The 19,781-nt window shown below is 53.1% G+C and carries 15 protein-coding genes; 8 read left to right on the forward strand and 7 right to left on the reverse strand.

Going from position 1 to position 19,781, the window contains the following annotated elements; genetic code table 11:
- The coding region (locus ACR0IM_RS23630) for a DUF1349 domain-containing protein (protein ID WP_480643455.1) at positions 1-703 on the reverse strand (703 nt) is incomplete at its 3' end.
- A gap of 661 nt (positions 704-1,364) precedes the next feature.
- Here ACR0IM_RS23630 and ACR0IM_RS23635 point away from each other — a divergent pair.
- Positions 1,365-2,744 carry a lipopolysaccharide biosynthesis protein gene (locus tag ACR0IM_RS23635; protein WP_480683396.1) on the forward strand — a complete coding sequence of 460 codons (1,380 nt, stop codon included), beginning with the start codon at positions 1,365-1,367 and terminating at the stop codon, positions 2,742-2,744.
- Between the two features lie 40 nt (positions 2,745-2,784).
- On the opposite strand, the gene ACR0IM_RS23640 is transcribed toward ACR0IM_RS23635, so the two are convergent.
- From ACR0IM_RS23640 to ACR0IM_RS23650, 3 genes are all read right to left on the reverse strand, one after another.
- The gene (locus ACR0IM_RS23640; protein WP_480643457.1) at positions 2,785-3,615 is read right to left on the reverse strand and encodes a CpsD/CapB family tyrosine-protein kinase; all 831 of its coding nucleotides are present in this window, start codon (positions 3,613-3,615) and stop codon (positions 2,785-2,787) included.
- Between the two features lie 41 nt (positions 3,616-3,656).
- Positions 3,657-5,117 (reverse strand): GumC family protein, encoded by a 1,461-nt coding sequence (locus ACR0IM_RS23645; RefSeq protein ID WP_480683397.1) that lies wholly within the window; start codon positions 5,115-5,117, stop codon positions 3,657-3,659.
- Positions 5,118-5,235: 118 nt separating this feature from the next.
- Entirely contained in the window at positions 5,236-6,153 is a 918-nt protein-coding gene (locus tag ACR0IM_RS23650; protein ID WP_480643460.1) for an ExeA family protein, read from the reverse strand.
- Between the two features lie 840 nt (positions 6,154-6,993).
- Here ACR0IM_RS23650 and ACR0IM_RS23655 point away from each other — a divergent pair.
- The 4 genes from ACR0IM_RS23655 to ACR0IM_RS23670 all read left to right on the forward strand — a co-directional run bounded on the left by ACR0IM_RS23655 (position 6,994) and on the right by ACR0IM_RS23670 (position 12,070).
- Positions 6,994-7,890, forward strand: coding sequence for a glycosyltransferase family 2 protein (locus ACR0IM_RS23655; protein WP_480643462.1), 897 nt, complete (start codon positions 6,994-6,996; stop codon positions 7,888-7,890).
- Between the two features lie 328 nt (positions 7,891-8,218).
- On the forward strand, positions 8,219-8,857 hold the full coding sequence (locus ACR0IM_RS23660; RefSeq protein WP_480643487.1) for a sugar transferase: 639 nt from the start codon (positions 8,219-8,221) through the stop codon (positions 8,855-8,857).
- A gap of 72 nt (positions 8,858-8,929) precedes the next feature.
- Entirely contained in the window at positions 8,930-11,362 is a 2,433-nt protein-coding gene (locus tag ACR0IM_RS23665) for a tetratricopeptide repeat protein (protein WP_480643464.1), read from the forward strand.
- Between the two features lie 117 nt (positions 11,363-11,479).
- Complete coding sequence (locus ACR0IM_RS23670) at positions 11,480-12,070, forward strand: polysaccharide biosynthesis/export family protein (protein WP_480643465.1); 591 nt, start codon at positions 11,480-11,482, stop codon at positions 12,068-12,070.
- Between the two features lie 43 nt (positions 12,071-12,113).
- Here the strand turns inward: ACR0IM_RS23670 and rfbA are convergent, their stop codons facing one another.
- The gene (rfbA, locus tag ACR0IM_RS23675) at positions 12,114-12,986 is read right to left on the reverse strand and encodes a glucose-1-phosphate thymidylyltransferase RfbA (protein WP_480643466.1); all 873 of its coding nucleotides are present in this window, start codon (positions 12,984-12,986) and stop codon (positions 12,114-12,116) included.
- A 94-nt stretch (positions 12,987-13,080) separates the two neighbouring features.
- Positions 13,081-14,046, reverse strand: a complete 966-nt coding sequence (locus ACR0IM_RS23680; protein ID WP_480683398.1) for a glycosyltransferase family 2 protein — start codon at positions 14,044-14,046, stop codon at positions 13,081-13,083.
- A gap of 204 nt (positions 14,047-14,250) precedes the next feature.
- Between ACR0IM_RS23680 and ACR0IM_RS23685 the strand changes: the two genes are divergently transcribed.
- The 3 genes from ACR0IM_RS23685 to ACR0IM_RS23695 all read left to right on the forward strand — a co-directional run bounded on the left by ACR0IM_RS23685 (position 14,251) and on the right by ACR0IM_RS23695 (position 18,412).
- Complete coding sequence (locus tag ACR0IM_RS23685; RefSeq protein ID WP_480643469.1) at positions 14,251-15,645, forward strand: hypothetical protein; 1,395 nt, start codon at positions 14,251-14,253, stop codon at positions 15,643-15,645.
- A gap of 112 nt (positions 15,646-15,757) precedes the next feature.
- The gene (xrtD, locus tag ACR0IM_RS23690) at positions 15,758-17,356 is read left to right on the forward strand and encodes a VPLPA-CTERM-specific exosortase XrtD (protein WP_480683399.1); all 1,599 of its coding nucleotides are present in this window, start codon (positions 15,758-15,760) and stop codon (positions 17,354-17,356) included.
- 357 nt (positions 17,357-17,713) lie between these two features.
- Entirely contained in the window at positions 17,714-18,412 is a 699-nt protein-coding gene (locus ACR0IM_RS23695; RefSeq protein ID WP_480683400.1) for a VPLPA-CTERM sorting domain-containing protein, read from the forward strand.
- A 404-nt stretch (positions 18,413-18,816) separates the two neighbouring features.
- Here ACR0IM_RS23695 and ACR0IM_RS23700 read toward each other — a convergent pair whose 3' ends face one another.
- On the reverse strand, positions 18,817-19,734 hold the full coding sequence (locus tag ACR0IM_RS23700) for a glycosyltransferase (RefSeq protein WP_480683402.1): 918 nt from the start codon (positions 19,732-19,734) through the stop codon (positions 18,817-18,819).
- Between the last annotated feature and the right edge of the window lie 47 nt (positions 19,735-19,781).

Genomic DNA, 19,781 nt, shown 5'->3' on the forward strand with positions numbered 1-19,781 from the left:
CCAGCAGATCCGCGGCCACATTCACCACCAGAGCAACATCCGGCTCCGTGGACAAACCGTCATCCGCCGCGTCGGGGGCTGTGTTGATGGGAGTAAAACCACCGTCTTCATTTGTGATCGGGTCGCTGTCAAAGGCAACGTAATCCACTTGGGCTGTATAGCCATCCGCAGGGCCGGTATTGCCCGCATATACACCGGTTTTTGTGACAGCGAGGCTGTGTGCAAAGCTGCCCGCCGTGACCCAATTAATACCGTCAACCGAATACTCGAATGTCCAGATGTCGCCGGATCGATCAACGCGTAAATACGGGGCTGTACCTTCGGGAATGGAGACCCGGATCGCCATTGTCGACTCCCCATCCACCGTGATGGCGGCAAAGGCGTAGAGGTTGTTGTTGTCCGAATACGTGCCGAAGCGCAGCCAGTTGCCGGTATCCTGCTCAATCAGCAGCCCCTGAAGCTGGTACTTCTCGGTGGGAGTGGTCAGAAATTTGGTCTCGATCCGGAAATCTGTATCCGCAGTCGCCTGCATGGCGCGGGCACCATTGTTGGTGTCCCAGACGTCATAGTCGCCATCTGGTGTCACCAATTCGAGATAGGCGTCGGACGCGTTCGTATCCAGCGCATGCGAGATACCCCCTGGACCTTCAATGCTCCACACTGGTTCCAGTACACTAGACGCAAAATCGTCTGAATTACTCATTATGCCCTCGTCACCCCAAAAAACATTCAACACACTAAAACAGAAGGCATTCACCGAGTGATAAGAAATGCTTCTGGTCTCAACCGATCAATTATAACACAGTATTGATTTTTTCGCAGTACACATATGTATAGGTCGGTTTTGTTAGGGCGTATCACGTAGAGGCGTTGCTGTCGACTTTGGAGCGATTTCTGGGTCTTTCGCAGGATATCCCAACCGATGGCTATAGGAGTATTCAGTGCCCTCCTGCTGCTTTGACAGATACCCTTGGGTGCTGATCAAAATGTCTCCACACCAGGCTTCGTCACTTCAACATCCGATCCGTGTATACTGAGGTCGGTGCGGCTGCGCAAAAGTTTTGGCGTGCGAAAACCGATTCACCTGAGCTGGAAAACGCGTTAGCACTTGTTGAAGCGGCCTGGTCAACCCGGCCGGGGTGATCAGGTAGAGGGTAACTGCAGTGCCATCTGAAAGCGAATCCGGGTCTGAAAGTAACCGACACGAGAACGTCACTGTCTCCAAGCGTCTTGTGATCGTTAACTCGGCCAGTTCGATCCTCACGAGGATTCTGAATGTCACGGCACTACTTTGGGCATATCAGTATCTTCTGAAGCGCATTCCGGCAGAGGAATTTGCCGTATTACCCGTTGTGACGTCGGTCATGGTCGTTGCGCCGCTCTTCTTTTCGTTCTTTTCCAGTGGGGTGGATCGTTACGTCGTCAACGCCTATGCGAAGGGTGAGTTCGGCAAGGTCACCAGCATCGTGTCGTCGATCTTTCCACTGATGTTGGGTACAACATGTGTGTTCCTGACAGCCGGTCTGCTCTTTGCTGCCAATATTGAGAATATACTCAATATCGCCCCTGCAATGGTCGGCGATGCCAGGATCATGATGGCATTGTTGGTCTTCAGCTTTGCCCTGCAGATGTTGGCGGTGCCCTTCCGCACCGGGTTTGTGGTGCATCAGAAATATGTGGAACTGAACCTGCTTGGTGTCGCGCGCGATTTTCTCAGGATTCTTCTTTTGCTTGCCTTCATATTTGGAGCCGGTCCCAAGGTGATCTGGGTTGTTGTCGCCATGGTTACATCCGAAGCGCTTTACATCATTGTGGTGGTCTCACGTTCCATGGCAATGGTGCCCCAACTCCGTTTTCGTCCCGGTTTGTTTGAGCGCCGGCAGGCTCGGGAACTGGTGTCTTTTGGTATGTGGACCGCCTTTGGACGGCTTGGCGATATCTTCTACACCAATGCAGCCACAATCTTGCTGAACCTCTATGGCACAGCGATAGATGTCACCAGCTACCACATTGGTGCGACGTTCTTTCGGCAATTGGATATTATGACGAATATGGCGAAACAGCCGCTCACACCGGTGCTGACTGCGATGCATGCTCTGGACGACAAAGCCAGGATGGCGCGGACCGTATTTCGCGGGGGACGCTATACGCTTTGGATGGCTTTGATCGTCGCGGTGCCCCTTATCATTTATGCGGATGATTTTATCAGCCTTTACTTGGGCGATGCTGAGTATTCCTCGGCCGCGACGGTAATTGTGCTGCTGATGTTCACTTTTCCGTTCACGAAAGCGGTCGCACTTTTGCCAACCATCGCAGTGGCGACCGCACAGGTCCGGCCTTTTTTTCTGCCTGCATTTTTGTCAAAGGTTTTCATGTTCCTGATCATGCTGTGCTTGGCATGGTATGGAAATTTGAGCGCAACCGGTGTCGCGTTTTCTCTGACCGTAGTGGTGGTGGCCATGCAGCTCGGGTATTACTGGCCACTTTGTCTGAAGATGACCGGCAAGGGATTTGGAGTCTTTTTCAAAGAGGTTTTGTATCCGGGATGCCTGCCAGCTTTTGCTGGAACGGCGGTCTGGGGTTTGCTGAAATTTTATGATCGTCCAGAGAGTTGGACAGCCCTATTGGCTTATTTGGTTCTTGGCGGCGTTGTCTATGCAGCCGTCATGTTTGGTTTTTGCCTCAACGCCCAGGAACGGCAGGATCTCAGATCTGTTCTGGCCAGGCTCAAAACCGTGACCTGAATGCTGCTCGTTTCGGCTCTTATCCGGTTTATTGCCTAGCCTAGTAGCTATAGCCATAACCGTATGCACCTTGGGCATAATGGGCCTTGTTCAGAACAACGCCCATCACGTTCGTCAGTTCCGCAAGTTGACGTTCAGCCAAGTCAATCTGGTCAATAGTGGTGCGCTCAGCTTCGGCCAGAAGCAAAGCGCAATCGACATTTTTGAGGAACCCGAAATTGTCATCGACCTCCATCAACGGTGGCATGTCGAGTAGCACAATATCCGGCTTGAATTCCGCTTCGACGGAATCCATTACTTCGCTAGTTTTTCTGCTTTGTAGGATCTCAGCTGCGTTTCTGGTGGTGCTGCCGTTGAGACCCAGTGCCACGTTGGATCCAATCCGGTGCCCATGTTTGGAAAAGGGTACTGTGCCCTGCAATACATCGCCCATTGTATGTGGGCAGGCCTGATCAAGGGTTGTACAGAGCCCCCCGCGACGCAGATCAAGATCGAAGATCATGGTGCGCAGATCGGTCTGGCGTCCAAAGCTAAAGGCGAGATTGGCGGCCACGGTGCTTTTCCCGCACGAGCTGCGGGGTGAGACCAGCGCAACCCTTTTCCAGTCATGCACTCTTGCCTGCTGCAAGATACGGGTGCGCAACATGTCGAAAGGCCCCATTTGAGCGCTATCCGTGCTGGCAACCAACCGATTTCGGGCAATGATTTGCGCGGATACCTGAATGGGTGTCAGGCCCGTCCACAGCTCGCCCAAGGCTGCGTCGGTAGGCTTCTCTGATGCCACCACGGCTGTCGCGGCGGGTGAACGCGCCTGTCCCGCTTTCTGCCGCTGTGAGCGGGCTTTGTTTATAGCAACCTGCAGTTTTTCCATTGATCGCTATCCTTCCCGATCACAATCTTTCACGCTTGTGCTCACCAGCGCGTGCCAATTTTGTCCATTATCTGTTCGGCAATCAGATCCAATGGCTGATAGTAAGTATGAACCGCATAAACCGAAGCGGAAACGCTAACGAGAATAAAAATCAGCCAGACCAGTTTACCCACCCGCCGCCGCCAGATTTCCCCCGGGGTTGCGATATAGGGAATAGTCGCCAGGGGTGTGATGCCCAGTTTTTCAATCAGGTCTTCAGGACGCCGCACCGATCGGTTGAGCAATTCCAACAGAACAACCAGACCGAGGCCAGCCAGAATGCCGAAAAAGATACCGCCTCCTGCAATCATGGTTCTGTTCGGTTTGGACGGTCGGTTAGGCACAACCGGGGGCTCGATCACTGAAACACGCTGGCCCTGCGCTGTGACCTCAATCCGCTCCCCGGTGCTGGCGCGGGACAAACGGTCAACTGCCAGATTGTACTGTTGCTGTATGTTGTCCCGGTTCTGCGTCAGTTCCTCCGCCCGTATCGTGGTTGCAGGGGTGCGGTTGATGGTGCGGGTCAGTTTTTCTAGTTGGGTCTGGGTTCCGGTTTTTTGCCTTTCAAGAACATTGATGCGTGTCTTAATCTCGGCCAGCTGCACATCCAGTAGTGCGTTGCCGGTGGTGCCTTCCTGCTTTTCCGGTGGGGGCTGAACTAGCTTCTCCATATCTGCGATACGTGCCCGCAGCATTTTCACGCGCGGGTTTTCTTCAGAATACACCAGCAACGCCTCATTGAGGCGGCGCCGAAGATCTTCAAGCTGTTGGCTTTCCACAGATCGCTCTGTAGCGGGGAAATCGTTTACCCGTCCGGTGGTTTCGAAAATCAGAACCAAGTTCTGTCGCTGATCCTCAAGCCCGGTGATTTCACGCTCGATCTGAGCCAGACGCTCCTGCAGCAATGTTTGTTGGCTGAGCTTGTAATCAAGGCTTTCCGGCAGTGCGTCAGCATTTTCTGTCTTAAATGCAAGCAGGCCGGCATTGTGTTCGGCCAGTTCCTCACTCAGCCTTGCCACTTCCTGCTCGAAGAATTCCAGTGTTTGTGCAGCACGCCCGGTGCGGGAGGCGACATCTTCCTGCTGGATCAAGCTCAGATACTCATTGAGAACCCCTGCGGCAATTGTGCCTGATCGCGCTTCAAAACTGATTTGCATAAGCGGAATGGGGTCGCGGCGACCATTCCCGCTTACTGTCGTTCGAGCCCGCATGCCTGCTACGACCCTGTCTGGCGTCATCTCGGATATGTTTGGAAAAACTTTCTGCCGGTTGGCGATTTCGAGCAGGTTTGCGCGTGTCAGCAATCGCTGTTCGAGAATTTCCAGTTGCTGCTGCGCCGGGGTGCGCACGGTTGACGCGGCTAGGTCGTCCGGAATGCGAGGAGCTTCCACGATCAGCCTCATCTCCGATACATAGGCGGGCGGTAGCGAATACGCGGTAATAATCGACGCTGCGCTGATCACTGTCGCAACAATCAGAAAATACGGCAGACGCCGCGAAAAGATTGACCAATAATACCGGATATCCACGTTCAGTCTTCCTGTTTGACTTCAGCGAGCATCTGATTGCGCTCCGACATCGTCATCCTGCCTTTTCTTCTGGTGGCACACGTTCTTCTGGCCTGAGAGACAGTATCTGAAACTTCTCTGGCTTGTTTTCTTCCGGCAAGGATTCCGCACCAAAGAATACGCCGTCATCCAAAACGTTCTGCACAATACTTTCCGATACTAGCCTACTGTCGTCGCTCCAAGTATAGAGCATGGCAAACTCGCAAAGTTGATTAACCAGCCGCGGAATGCCTGCGGTCGCCTGAAAGATCAGTGTGCTGGCGGCGTCTGAGAATTCTTCTCCGGTTCCACCAACCAGCTTGAGTCGGTGCGCGATATAGCCTTTGACCGTGTCGCAATCCATGCGGGGCAAGTGAAAACTGGCCGCAACTCGCTGGGCAAGCTGGCGCATGTTCGGATCCAGAACCATGTCACGCAACTCGGGCTGGCCAACCAGGATCAGCTGAACCAGCACGTCTTTGTTGGAATTGATGTTGGTCAGCATGCGCAACTCTTCCAGGCCTTCGCGCGAAAGGTTTTGCGCCTCATCAAAAATTAGCACCACGTGCCGACCAGCTGCATATTCCGCGATTAGGAAATCCAGCAGTTTCTGGAATAATTGCACGTATGGAGCACGCGGATTGGCCTCGACATCCAACGCATTCAGAACCCATTGCAGCATCTCCCCACGGCCACGATGGGCGTTCGAAATCAGGCCGGGCTTGATATCTTCGTCCAACTGGCCGAGCAGTTTCTGAATGAGTGTCGTCTTACCTGCTCCGATCTCGCCCGTGATCAAAGTGATGGGAGCTCGGGACATAATACCTAATTCCAGCACCATGAAGGCGCGTTTGTGAGGTTCAGACCAGAACAGGAAGTCGGGGTCCGGCAGCAGCGTGAACGGCCGCTCGGTCAGTCCGAAATGTTCAATATATAGTTCATTGGAACTCATATGACCGACAGCTTTTCAAATCTTATACTCACAACGGGATGCGCTATATAACGCACCTCAATAATAACACCTGGATGATCAGACAGGTCTTTCAAGACCACAATGTCGCAATCACCCCAAGATTGTAACCGTATCGGGCCTTGCCGCCTACCCCTTGATCGTTCTCTCTTGAGTTGAGCCCTGATGTAACATGCCTGAAAGCGTTCTCTTTTCGTGACCTGATAGGGCCGCGCGCCACCATTTGGTGGGCACGATCTGTTTCCATTTATACACCAAAGATCCAAGAACGGGCGCATTGATCTAAGTATTGTCGACAATTTGATTAGAATACTGAGTTTAGAATCGTGAAATCTGCATGGGTTGGTACGCGGCGGAGCTATATTTTTGATTTTTAAATTAAATTTATAGCTCATCATCAAATTTCAGAACTTTTTAGTTCCAATTGATGCGCTTGCGACGGGGTGCGCAGATGCAGGGTTTGTTAAGTGGAAAGCGCGAGCGGTGGGCTGTGGTGTCACTGTGACAAGGCGACCTTTAGAACCGAACTGCTTTTATTTAACTCAAGTGCCACGATGTCCGTCGCGATTTGTGCTTTCCAGACGCCATATGTGCGAGGGGGGCAATGTCGTGCCGATGATTCAGGCCCCGTCGTGCCTGTCACCTGATTGCAGAATTCGAGACAATACCTAACAATGCGCAAAACCGTTTTTTGTTTAGGAATAATAGCTGTTGGTGAACAATGCGAAAACTCCTCGGCTGGACTCTTTTTGCGCGAACCCGTTTCACTTGTCGCAAGTCGTTAGGAAGTCGGTCTTTGGGTATGCCTTTTGAGTAGATACGATGCAAATTTCTGTCATCATTCCACACTACAATCATTCCGAGTATCTTCGTCTTTGTTTGGAGAGCTTGTTTCAGCAAGAGAATCTGAAATCGGATGTGGAAATCCTCGTTGTGGACAACGGGTCGAAACGACCCCCTCAGGATATCGGAGATAGCTATCCCGGTGTGCGGGTGCTCCAGCAGAAAACGCCCGGCCCCGGCCCGGCCCGCAATCTCGGTGCGGCCGAGGCACGCGGGGATATTCTGGCCTTCATCGATGCGGACTGTCAGGCCCGGAGCGACTGGTTGTCGGTGATTGAAAAAGCATTTCAGGATGCGGATACACAGATCATTGGTGGGGATGTGCAAGTGAAATACGCAACGCCCGGAAGCCCTACTTTTCTGGAGCCATACGAACGTATCTATGCCTATCGAAACCGAAAATATATCGCCGAAGGGTATTCCGGCACCGGCAATCTCGCTATGCGCGGGCAGGCCTTCGAAGCAGTTGGCCCCTTCGCTGGGTTGGGAGTTGCTGAAGACCGGGAATGGGGATTGCGCGCAAATGCGCGAGGCTACGCCACGATCTATGTTGAAGACATGATCGTCTATCACCCCGCCCGCAAATCCTTTGCGGAACTGACCAGGAAATGGGACCGCCATATTGTCCATGACTATTCTGACTACACCAGAAAATCTTTCGGGAGACTGCGCTGGCTATTCCGGACCATCGCCGTTGCCGGCTCTCCGTTGGGTGAACTGGGTACGGTACTGTTTTCGGATCGGGTACAAGGTGCTCGGGAAAGAGGTCTGGCCTTTTTATGTATGACAAGAATCCGCCTCTACCGCGCACGCAGAATGCTGCAGGTGATATTCACTCCTGGATCTTTACGCGCAGAGGGAGATTGGAGCCGATAAGGCTCGCGCCTATGAAAGAGCGTGGTGGCCATTATCCATTCAACTGCCAAGAGAGGCGGGGCAGTGCCAAATGTATGGGCGCGCACTCACTCACCGACGCTCCCTTAATAGTTGCGCCTGAAATTTTCTTTGAATTGTGGCAGGAATCGGATAAAAAAATGGCATAGTTTAACTAGAAAGCCCTATAACTTGGGCAGCAGTGTTTGAGGCCAAAGTTGTGTGGCCTTTGAGGTGAGAGTGGGCAGGCCGCAATTTGTGCGGTGATGTTAATGCCGGAGTACGATTGATTATGACGAGTTACGTTAAGGGGGTGAGTGCGGCTGATGGAGTGGTTCCGCTTCAAATCCAATCTCAGCAAAAGACCTTTTATTCATTGGGGGGGAAACGGGTAGCCGACATTCTATTTGTTGTTCTATCCGCACCGATCTCATTATTCCTGATTGCGATCATGGCCCTTCTGGTCATGCGCGACGGAGGAAACCCGTTTTTTATCCAGGAGCGGGTTGGACGGGATAGCAAGACTTTCCGCATGTTCAAAATTCGCACCATGGTGCTGAATGCCGACAAGCGGCTGGCGGCTTATCTCGCTGAAAATCCAAAGGCCCGCACCGAGTGGGCGCGCGATCAAAAACTTAAAGATGATCCGCGCATCACGCGTGTTGGCAAACTGTTGCGCCGCACGTCACTGGACGAACTGCCTCAACTTTGGAACGTTCTGCGGGGAGATATGTCCATTGTCGGGCCGCGTCCAATGATGACGGAACAGCAGGCGCTGTATCCGGGTCAGGCCTATTTCAAGCTGCGCCCTGGCATTACCGGCCCCTGGCAGGTGTCCGACCGCAACATGACCAGTTTCGCGGCCCGCGCGGATTATGACACCCGCTATCTGGCTGAATTGTCTGCAGGAAAAGATCTGTCCATCCTGATGCGCACGACATCGGTTGTTTTGCGGTGCACGGGGTATTGAGAGCCACAGAACTTTCTTGAACAGAGTGCAAAGAAACCACATCATCTTTTGCAGGATGTTTGGAAAGCAACGATGATAAAACAGATTGTCAGGGGCGTTTCCTTGGGGACCGCCCTTTTTCTTCTGGCTGCATGCGATTCCGCAGAAGAACGGGCAGAAAAGCACTATCAGGCCGCTCTTGAGCATCTGGAAAATGGTGATGTCGCCCGGGCTACGGTCGAATTTCGCAACGTATTCAAGTTGAACGGCAAGCATAAAGAGGCGCGGCTTGCCTATGCGAAAATGCGCCGTGAAGCCGGTGACGCGTCGGAAGCTTATAGCCAGTATCTGCGGCTGGTCGAACAGTACCCCGACAACCTGGAAGGACGCCGCGCACTGGCGCAGATGGCCACTCTGACCGGAGACTGGGCGGAGGTAGAACGCCACATCAAAGTAGCTGCTGAACAGGCGCCGCAGGATCCGATTGTGCGCGCTGTTCTGACAAGTATTGCCTATCGCGATGCCATCGCCGCGGGTGATGACCGGGCCATACAGGCGGCGGCGGAACAGGGGGCTGCTCTGACAATCGAAGCGCCCGGACTGGTGATCCCGCATTTTGTCGTTGTGAATGAATTTGTCCGGCAGGAAAACTGGCCCGCAGCTCTTGAAGCGCTGGATGCGGCCATCTCTGTTTCACCGGAAACGCGAGGATTTTATAACCTGCGCCTTGGCGTATTGGGCAAACTCGACAGAGGTGACGATATTGGCACCGCTCTTGAGGAAATGGTGCAGCGATTCCCTGAAGACGAAACAATTCAGAGCAGCTTGGTCGATTGGTACATGTCGCGCAACGATCTGGATGCCACAGAAGCATTTCTACGTCAGCGTATCGACCCCGCCGAGGAAGACCCCCAAAGCCGGATGGCCTTGCTGCGCTTTATAGCTGCAACCCGGGGTCCTGAGGCAACGATTTCCGAAGTCGACAAAATGCTTTCCGGAGATCTGGCCCGTCGGCCACTTTATCAGGCATTGCGCGCCGGTCAGTTATTTCAAGCCGGTGATCGTGATGCTGCCATTTCCGATCTGCAGGCTGTTGTCAGCAGTTCGGAGCCATCCGCAGATATGAACGATGCCAAAGTGGTACTGGCGCACATGCTGATTGAAACGGGCAACCAGACTGAGGCCCGCGCTTATGTCGAAGACGTGTTGACCGGAGATTCTGGCCATGCGGGCGCGGCAAAGATCAAGGCCGCCTGGCTGATTGAAGAAGACCGCACGGGAGAAGCTATTGTCCTGTTGCGCGGAACGCTCCGTGACAACCCCCGTGACCCCGGGTTGATGACCTTGCTGGCCCGTGCGCATGAACGTGACGGAAACCGGGACCTGATGGCTGATATGCTGTCGCTGGCCGTAGAGGCATCAGGACGTGCGCCGACAGAAGCATTGCGCTATGCGGAGTTTCTGGCAAGCGAAGGCCAATACGATCACGCCGCAAGCGTGCTGATTGAGGCGCTTGATCGCCAGCCAAACAATGTTCAACTGCTGGTGCTCTTGGCACAATCCCAGATTCATCAGCAAAACTGGAGGCAGGCGCAAGCCACCATCGACAGGCTGCAGGCTCTGGACGACACCGCTCAACAGCAGGCTCGAATTCTCACCGCCAATCTGATTGCCGCTCAGGGCCAGGAAGATGCCCTGCTGGCCTATCTGGAAGATTTGGCCGTCGGGAACAACAATGCGAATTATGTGGCTGAAATCGGAATTGTGCGCGCCCACGTGCGTAATGGCGACCTGAACGCCGCGCTGACATATCTTGAGCAAGCGCTGGAAGTTTCGCCAACCGATTTTCTGCTGCGCTTCCTTCAGGCCTCGATCCTTGCCGGTATGGGAGAGCCGGATCAGGCCGCCGCAATCTATCGCTCACTTCTTGAGGAAAGGCCGCAGAGCGAGCGAACCTGGATGGCGCTTTATGCCTTGCTTGCCAGAACAGACCCGGCACAGGCAAAAGAGGTCCTGGGGCAGGCACTTTCCGCTTTGCCGGACAGTGCTGACCTGAAATGGCTGCAGGCAGGCGCGCTTGAGGCGCAAGGTGATATCGAAGGCGCAATCGACGTTTATCAGGCTCTATACAGGGCCAATAGCGGCTCAGCAGTTGTCGCCAACAACCTCGCCAGTCTTCTGGCCACGAGTCGGGATGATGCTGAAAGCCTTGATCAGGCCTATCGCATTGCCCGCCGTCTACGTGACAGCCCGGTGCCGCAATTCAGCGATACCTATGGCTGGATCGCCTATCGCAGAGGGGATTACGACGCGGCATTGAAACACCTCGAATTTGCGGCACAACAGCTGCCTGGGGAACCCTTGGTGCTGTACCATCTGGGTGCCACCTACGCCGCGCTCAATCGCAATACAGAGGCACGCGCCACGTTGGAAAAGGTTGCTGATCTGGAAATGCCCGAAGATCTGGCGCAAAAAGTACAGGATGCAATCGCTGATCTACCCACACCAGTCGAAAACGGTAACTGATTCTGATTGCGGCACAATTTCACCACAGCACCGTTCCATCACTTCTCAAGTGGCTTACATGGACTCACCTTCCACGCTAGGCTCAACAAGAAATTCAATTTTTCGAGGGCTTAAAAGATGCTAAGAACATTAATCGGTCTTCTCGGCCTGATCCTTTCCGCGACCGTTGTTCAGGCGCAGAGCGGGTATCAAGTTGCGCCTGGTGATACCCTTCAAGTTGAAGTTCTGGAAGATCCCAGCCTCAACCGCAGGGTTCTGGTCCTGCCCGACGGATCTTTCAGCTTTCCATTTGTCGGAACTGTTCAGGCTGGTGGCCGGTCGGTCGGCTCAATCCGGGACGCACTGACGTCAGGGCTGGCCCCGCAATTCGCAAGCACACCAAATGTCTATGTCGCCGTTGCAGCAACTGCGCTACCTGAGTTTCCGGGGCTGGAAATCGACGCCAACACGGATGACATCTATGTCATGGGGGAAGTCACTACACCCGGATTGATTGCAGCAAAACCGGGCACGACATTGCTGCAGGCCCTGGCTCAGGCGGGCGGCCTGACCCGGTTCGCCGCTGGTAAACGTATTCAGCTACGGCGGCAAAGTCAGATTATGTATTATGATTTCCACCATACCGGCAAAAAGCCCAGCATAGGTGGCAATACGGTTCTGATCCCTGGTGATGTTGTAGTCGTTCCACAGAGGCGCCTATTCGAGTAACTCGCAGCGCTATTAGGAGAGCTCTTGGGGGGTGTTGAGCGCTTTATTGCAGCAGAGCAGCCAGATAAGCCCCATATCCGTTCTTGGCGTATCTTTCGGCTTGGGTATTCAGTTGGTCATCGCTAATCCAGCCTTGCCGATAGGCAACTTCTTCAGGGCAGCCAGTCTGCAATCCCTGCCGTTCTTCCAAAGTGCGAACGAAATTGCCTGCATCCAGCAATGAAGCATGGGTGCCGGTGTCCAGCCAAGCATATCCGCGCCCCATGGTTTCCACTTGCAGCATACCTTCTTCCAAATAGGATTGCAGCAGGTCAGTGATCTCAAGTTCACCGCGTGCCGAAGGTTTTATCGTGCGCGCACGTGTAGGCGCGGTGGAGTCGAGGAAGTAAAGACCTGTCACCGCATATCTGGATGGCGGCACATCGGGTTTTTCAATGATCTGGCGTGCGCACCCTTCGTTGTCAAAGGCCACCACACCATACCGTTCGGGATCAGCTACGTGATAGCCGAACACAGTGCCCCCAGATGGCTTTGCATCTGCTGCAGCCATGAGTTTTGGCAACCCATGACCGAAGAATATGTTGTCTCCGAGAATCATCGCCGAAGGCGCACCACCCAAAAAATGTTCGGCTAGTATATACGCTTGTGCCAAACCATCGGGGCTGGGCTGTACCTGATAGCTGAGGGTTAGACCCCATTGCGATCCATCGCCCAGCGTGCGTTGAAACTGATCCTGATCCTGCGGGGTGGTGATGATGCAGATATCGCGGATACCGGCCAGCATTAGCACGCTGATCGGATAATAAATCATCGGTTTGTCATAAATTGGCAGCAACTGCTTCGACAAGCCCATGGTGATTGGATAAAGTCGTGTGCCGCTGCCTCCGGCTAAAATGATGCCCTTCCGCGCTGTCATCGCACCTCTCCCACGTCCTGAAAATATTTCTCGAACCCAACCTTTTCATGTGGTCGGAAACTATAAAACCAGTCCCGAATACGCAGTCATGCCTCTAAAACGGAAAAAGGCGGCGTATCGTTCTAAGCACTTTTCCGCCAATGGTTGATGTCGTTCTTCCTGGGTGAACGCGCAGCGCGTCGAAGACCAGATCGGTCGCAAGCCGTTTTCTGCCAAGTGACTTCAGTGAGCGTGCCAGAGACAGGAGGATACGAGCATGGACATCCGGATAAGAAGCCAGAACGTGCCTGTTCTTCTTAAGGATTCGTAGAGTCCCAAGCGCTTTTTTGCGTGCGTTGAGTGAGATACTGTCCTTAGAAATGAAGCTTAGAACGACCGGTTCGAGATCCTCGTAGACTTTTGTGTGCTGCACCAGCCGAACCGAAAACTCCCAATCTGCATTCGCTTTTGCGCAAGGGTCAAACCAATCTGTACCGGGGAAGCACCCACGCCGAAAAACCGTGTTTTGAAGGCTGACTCTATTTCGAAGAAAAAACCCCCTGACTTGATCTTCATCCAGTTTGATCTGCCGACCAGATGGTGGGGAACACGTGACCTTTCTGGGGCCGTAATTGTGGAATTCGTCGCGCCCGTACAGAATCTTGGATCCCGTGACGACACCAACCTCATCGGGCAGGGTTTCAAACATCGCAATCTGCCGGGTCAGCTTACCTGGGAGCCACATGTCATCGCTGTCCTGAAACGCGATGAACTGACCTTGTGCAATTTTCAATCCGGTATTACGCGCCCGAGAGGCTCCTCCGTTGATCTCGCGACGGATATAGCGCACCCGGTCATCCCCCAGTGCTTCTACAACAGGTTTCAGATCAATTTCCGACGCGTCGTCGACAACGATCAATTCCAGATCTCTGTAATCTTGCGACAGCACACTTTCGCAGGCCGTCTTCAAACTTTCGGGACGACCATAGGATGGAAGGATGACTGAAACAGAGACACTCATAAATCTACCTGTAACAATTTGGTATACTTGAACTTGGGAACACTTGAGCTGTCGAAACAAATGGGCATCAAATAATTTCTAACTTTCTTGCTTTGGTGAAGGAACAATAACATTCCGGAATTCATCTGTATCCAACAATTGCAGTGGTTATTGTGGCTTTAGCGTTACGGCCAAACAGGCTGACGCAGGGCAAAACGCTTCTTGCATGATTTCCTTGTTCAACAGCGGTAGTGAATAAATAAGAAGAGCAGGCGGAAAATCGAAATGAGGGCAAGCAGCAGAGCAATTGGCTTCTTCGCGGTGGCTTTTACAATCCATGTGGTCCCGCGTTCGGCCACACCACAAGAGACCGAAGTCACTGGGCTAACACAGAGCTTTGGGATTTCCTCGTCATTGCGGGTGAATGACAATTTCGGGCTGGACGAACCGTCTCTGGGTACCACCACGTTGTGGGATAATACCGTAACCTACGACCTGTTGAAGGAAACCCCCCTGGACCGGCTGTCGCTGGGGCTAAGCGGTATTTTTAGATTTTCCGATGTGCCTCAACAATCCAGCGAATTCGAGTTTGATTCACCTTCGGCAGTATTCAACTACGGTCGCTTCGGAGCCAACAGCCTGATTGATCTAAATCTGGGCTATAGTGAAATTGACCTGAATTTTGAAGACCCGCTGCGCCGCATCGACGAAGATTTTGATGGCCCTGATGATGAACTCATTCTGGACGACGGCACCCGTAAAACGACACGTGCTGGGTTTGAATTTGAAACTGGTGTGAATGACCCCTTTGGCGCGGGCCTGTCTTCAGATTATTTCCGCGTCGACTATGACGATACCACGGATACCTCTCTTTTTGACCGTGAGACCATCTTTAATGAGGTATTTGGACGTTTAAGATTTTCGCCGGTAATGGAAGGTCGCTTAACCTTTGCGCAGGAAGACTACGACGCAGAGGATACGGAAGGCACAGATCGCACCAGCAAGTTCACCAACTTCTCGCTAACATACGATATCGACCCCACAACCCTTCTTGAAGCTACGATCGGCTACTCTGATATCGATGAAACTCAGGAGTTCGGGGTGGACACCCGAGAGCGCGGCGTGGTCGGGAGCCTGGGTCTGGTTCGTGAGCTGCCCAATGGCAGCGCCGGGGTCGAACTGGGGTCAGATTTGAGCATCAACGGGCGCCGTGATACACTTCTGTTCGAGCGCGCCCTCGAATTGCCCCTGGGCGAGCTTGGGGCGGGCTTGGGGCTTACACGTGGACCGCTGGGCGAGACCAATCCGATCGGTAACTTACTATATACTCACGAACGGCCCCGTACCAGGCTGACTGTCGGGTTTGATCGCAGCTACCAGACCAATGACCGTAGCGAAGAAACCCGCCGCACCCGCGCATTTTTGGGCTATGAAGTCACGATCAACCCGCTTTCATTCATGACCTTTAATCTCGATTATGCCAGCGTATCCTCAATCGGTGACGGCAGCGCGGAAGACAACAAGGTGGGAACATTCAGAACCGCATATGTACGCGAGATTACCGAAGATTGGGATCTCTCGGTCGGATATGAGTACATAGACTACGAATCCGAAACCGATCCACGCACACATTCTAATGAGGTGTTCTTCACACTCTCGCGCCTCTTCACGACCCGCTGATCGCCTGGCATCGCTGAATTCCTGTCAGCACAGCTTTATGATATGCTCCTGAAGGTCCGGAATGTTCCCGTTTCCCAGTGTCCTTTTATGAGTTTGAGAATGGCAAAGTTTTATGGCTGATACACGCGCGTTTTCTGCGATTTTCCGCGACCTGCCGACCATAAACCCCGCGGGTCTGGCGTGGTTCTTACTGCTTTTGGCCGGATCTGTTCCGATATTCTGGATTGGTCTTGTATCACTTGGACAAGCCTGGACGACGCCGGAATACAGCCATGGGCCTTTGATCCCGGTTATTTCGTTATATCTTTTCCTGCGCGAAATGCGCCGGATGCCGCCGCCTAACCCGCATGTGACAGACCGCTGGCCCGGAATCATCGTTGTCCTTCTGGCACTGGTGCTGGCCGTCTTCGGGAACCTGACCCGCATCCCTGACATCGTCACTTACGCGATGATCATCTGGGTGGGTGGCGTGGTTCTGAGCATCTTTGGCTGGAAACGCGGGTGGCATCATCAGCTGCCGGTGGTCCATCTGGTCTTCATGCTGCCCTTACCGCAGTTCCTGTATTGGAAGCTGACGATCTTTCTGCAGTGGGTGTCCTCGGCGATCGGTGTCTGGCTGGTCGATCTGGCCGGTGTGACCGTCTTTCTTGAAGGCAATGTGATTGATCTGGGCGTCTATAAGTTACAGGTAGCCGAAGCCTGTTCCGGGTTGCGCTACCTGTTCCCGATCCTCAGCTTTTCCTACCTCTTCGCCCTGCTCTATCGCGGGCCGATCTGGCACAAACTGGTACTGCTGCTGACTGCCGTACCCCTGACCATCTTGATGAACTCAGTGCGGATCGGAATTATCGGCATTCTTGTGGACAGCTACGGCATCGAAGCCGCCGAAGGGTTTCTGCACTTCTTCGAGGGTTGGGTCGTCTTTTTGATCTGTATCGCAATCCTGTTCGCAATCGCCGTCGCGCTGCAGCGGCTGGGGCCTGATCCGAAACCGCTCTCCGAGGCGATCGATCTTGATACACACGGGTTTGGCCGGATTGCGGTGCAGATTCTGGCGATCCGCCCCTCCCCTGCCCTGGCATCGGCAGCCCTGCTGACATTGGCCGTATCGGCGGCCTGGGCCTTGCAGCCGGAACCTGACGCCCAGCCGATCGAGCGCGACCCGTTCTCTCTGTTTCCGCGCCAGCTTGGCGAATGGTCCGGATCAACCGCACAGCTGGACCCTGATGTGGAAAGAGTTTTGAAGGCGACTGATTATCTCAACGCCACCTACGCCCGCCCTGGCGAGCCCAGCTATATCAACATGTTTGTGGCTTTCTACGATAAGCAGACCGAAGGTTCGGGGATTCATTCCCCCGAAGTGTGCCTGCCTGTTGGCGGCTGGGAAATCTTCAGCCTGAACCCTCACGAAGTGACACCGGGCGTGGACGAATACGGCACCTTCGCAGTGAACCGCGCGGTCATTCAGAAAGGCTTGCACCAGCAATTGGTCTACTACTGGTTCGAACAGCGCGGCAAGCGTCAGACCAATGACTTTCAGGCCAAGATGGGGGTTGTCATGGACAGCATCACGATGGGCCGCACCGACGGTGCACTGGTCCGCTACGCCACACCGATCGCGCCGAACGAGAGCGAAGCCGATGCAGATGCCCGTCTGATTGAATTCATGGGCCAGAGCATGAACCGACTGCCACGTTTTGTCCCAATGTAGGGAATCGTTTGGCCCATAGCTGTTGTATGGAGGCGATTGGTTGCGTCCAAATCTGGAACAGCCCGCTCGGCAAAGTTGTAATCTGAAGAGAGAAGAATCGCAGGGCCTCAGGGGCGCTTTTCAAGGGTAGAAAGGCTTCCCTTTCGGTTGTTTCCTGCAAATTACATGCCCCTTAAGGGGTGAATTTGAGCGCATATCTATGCTGAAACAAACGAAATTTTGTCAAAAATTTGTCAAAATCATCAAGATCCTTCCAACACACTGAAAAAAAAGGTATATTATGAGTCAATGCCTTTGCATGACTGTGTGGCAATTTCTTGCCGGTAACAATTTTAATGGTGCTGTGAGACGTTTGAGATGAAACTTAGAAAATTTATAGCGGCTGCGGCCGTTGCCACACTGGCTTTAAGTGGTGCGGCATCTGCTCTGACTGTGAAGATGAATGGACCGGCTGCGGGAGCCTATGAATACTTGGGGGTCCAAGCAGATGGACTCGTTTCTTACCGCAGCGTCCCTGCAGGCGCGTTTGCCCTGAAAGACAGAACACCCGCTCCGAACAATATGTTTGGGAACTTCGTGGCGTTTTGTCTGGATCTTGCATCATACGCTCCTTACGGACGATACAACTACTACAGCGTGACCAATACCCCGTTTGAAAATCTAAACCTGATTGCAAGCGGTGCGATACACCGCGTCCAATCCCTGTTCGACGCCGTATACACCCCCGAGCTTGCGACTGACGATACGAAAACGTCGGCCGCAATTCAGGTCGCGCTTTGGAACCTCATTTATGACAACGACAACACTGTTGATGCAGGTTCCTTTACAGCTTGGGGGAATTCAAATGTGATTGAACTGGCAAACCAGTATCTGGCGGCCGCAAGTGCTTATACCGGCGACAAAAAATGGGACCTGAGCTTCCTGGAAAACAAGAACCGCTATCATCGTCAGAATTTGGTTACGGCATCACCGGTTCCAATTCCTGCGGCGGGCTTGATGTTGCTGGGGGCATTGGGAGGGTTGACCCTTCTGCGCCGACGCCGCCAGACGGCCTGATCTCAAGCACAACCCACTTTATCGAAAGGCCGCCATAGGCGGCCTTTTTGAGATTGTGGCCTCGGTCACGCACATCGCCGCTGATCAGGATTCCGCTCAACATATATACTTAACTATTTTTTAATAGACGTTCCCCAGAATTGCTCTACCCTAGGGTGTGAAAGCCCAAATTTTGGACAATAAACAAGGAGCATTGCAATGGGTATCCTTATACTAGCCGTTTTGGCGGGTAGTGTTGGTGCCATCGTAACTCTGCTTTCAGGATTCGGGGTTATGAACGCCTTGATTGCCTATTTTGTCCTAGGCTTGGCGAGTATTCCTGTGTTTGCCCTACCCCTTATGGCTCTTTGTGCCTTTCGTAAGCGCTGGTCGCGGCATAGAGACAATAAAATTTCAGCCTAGGGTCAGGCTCCAAACTTCTCTTTTAGTCCACGCTTCCATTTACCCGCGCGAACCCGGGCACGTTTGACGGTAATTCCGGTGATGACCGAACAGCCGGTTGCAAGACGCCCCGGCGCACTCAATCCGTCAATTCGGCATACGGACCGCAAATACTCAAGATAAAGCCTTTGTCTTCCGGTCAGATTTGATCGTTCCTTGGGATCAAACCAGCGCAGCACCTCCTTTTCAGTCACATTGGCTTTCCGAGATGCGTTTTCGTGAATTCTTCGGCAGAAAAGGGGTTGCCCTTCCAAGTATATTATCTTGCCCAACATGGCTGCTTCGAGCAGAAGCACATAATCAGAGGCTATGAAGCTACCGATCAATCGGGTGCGGGAAAGTGCTGCCCTGTCGAACACGCCACCGATCGCTGTGACAATATTCAGACGTTGCAGTACCTCGAAAGCACGAATGGCAGGAAAGTTCGATCTCGCCTGCAATTCATCCGAAACTGGTCGAATGACGGCGTTGGTCTCATCTATAAGTTCTGATGCGGGATACACCAGCACAGGGGCTTCTTCAGACGCATCATGCGCTGATACACACTTCTCAAGAAATGCAGGGCGTATGATATCATCGTGCGCGGCCCATTTGAAAAGCGGCGCAGAGGAGCGCTCAAAAACATAATTGTAATTCGGGGCGGCTCCTAAATTTTTAACCTGACGAACATATCGTATACGGCTATCGAGACGCGCATATTCTTCGCAAATATCCTGAGTGCCATCTTCGGATGCATTGTCAGAGATGATGAGTTCGAATTCTGCAAAACTTTGCCCGAGTATTGATTCTATCGCTTGGGCAATAAAACGCTCTCCATTGTAGACGGGCATACCAATGCTGACTCGCGGCGCCACTTTATTACTTAATCTGACAGAACACATCTATTCACCAATATCAGAAATCTCTGAAGCTCACCCATGCCATAATG

The sequence above is a fragment of the Ruegeria sp. BF6 genome, assembly GCF_056538665.1.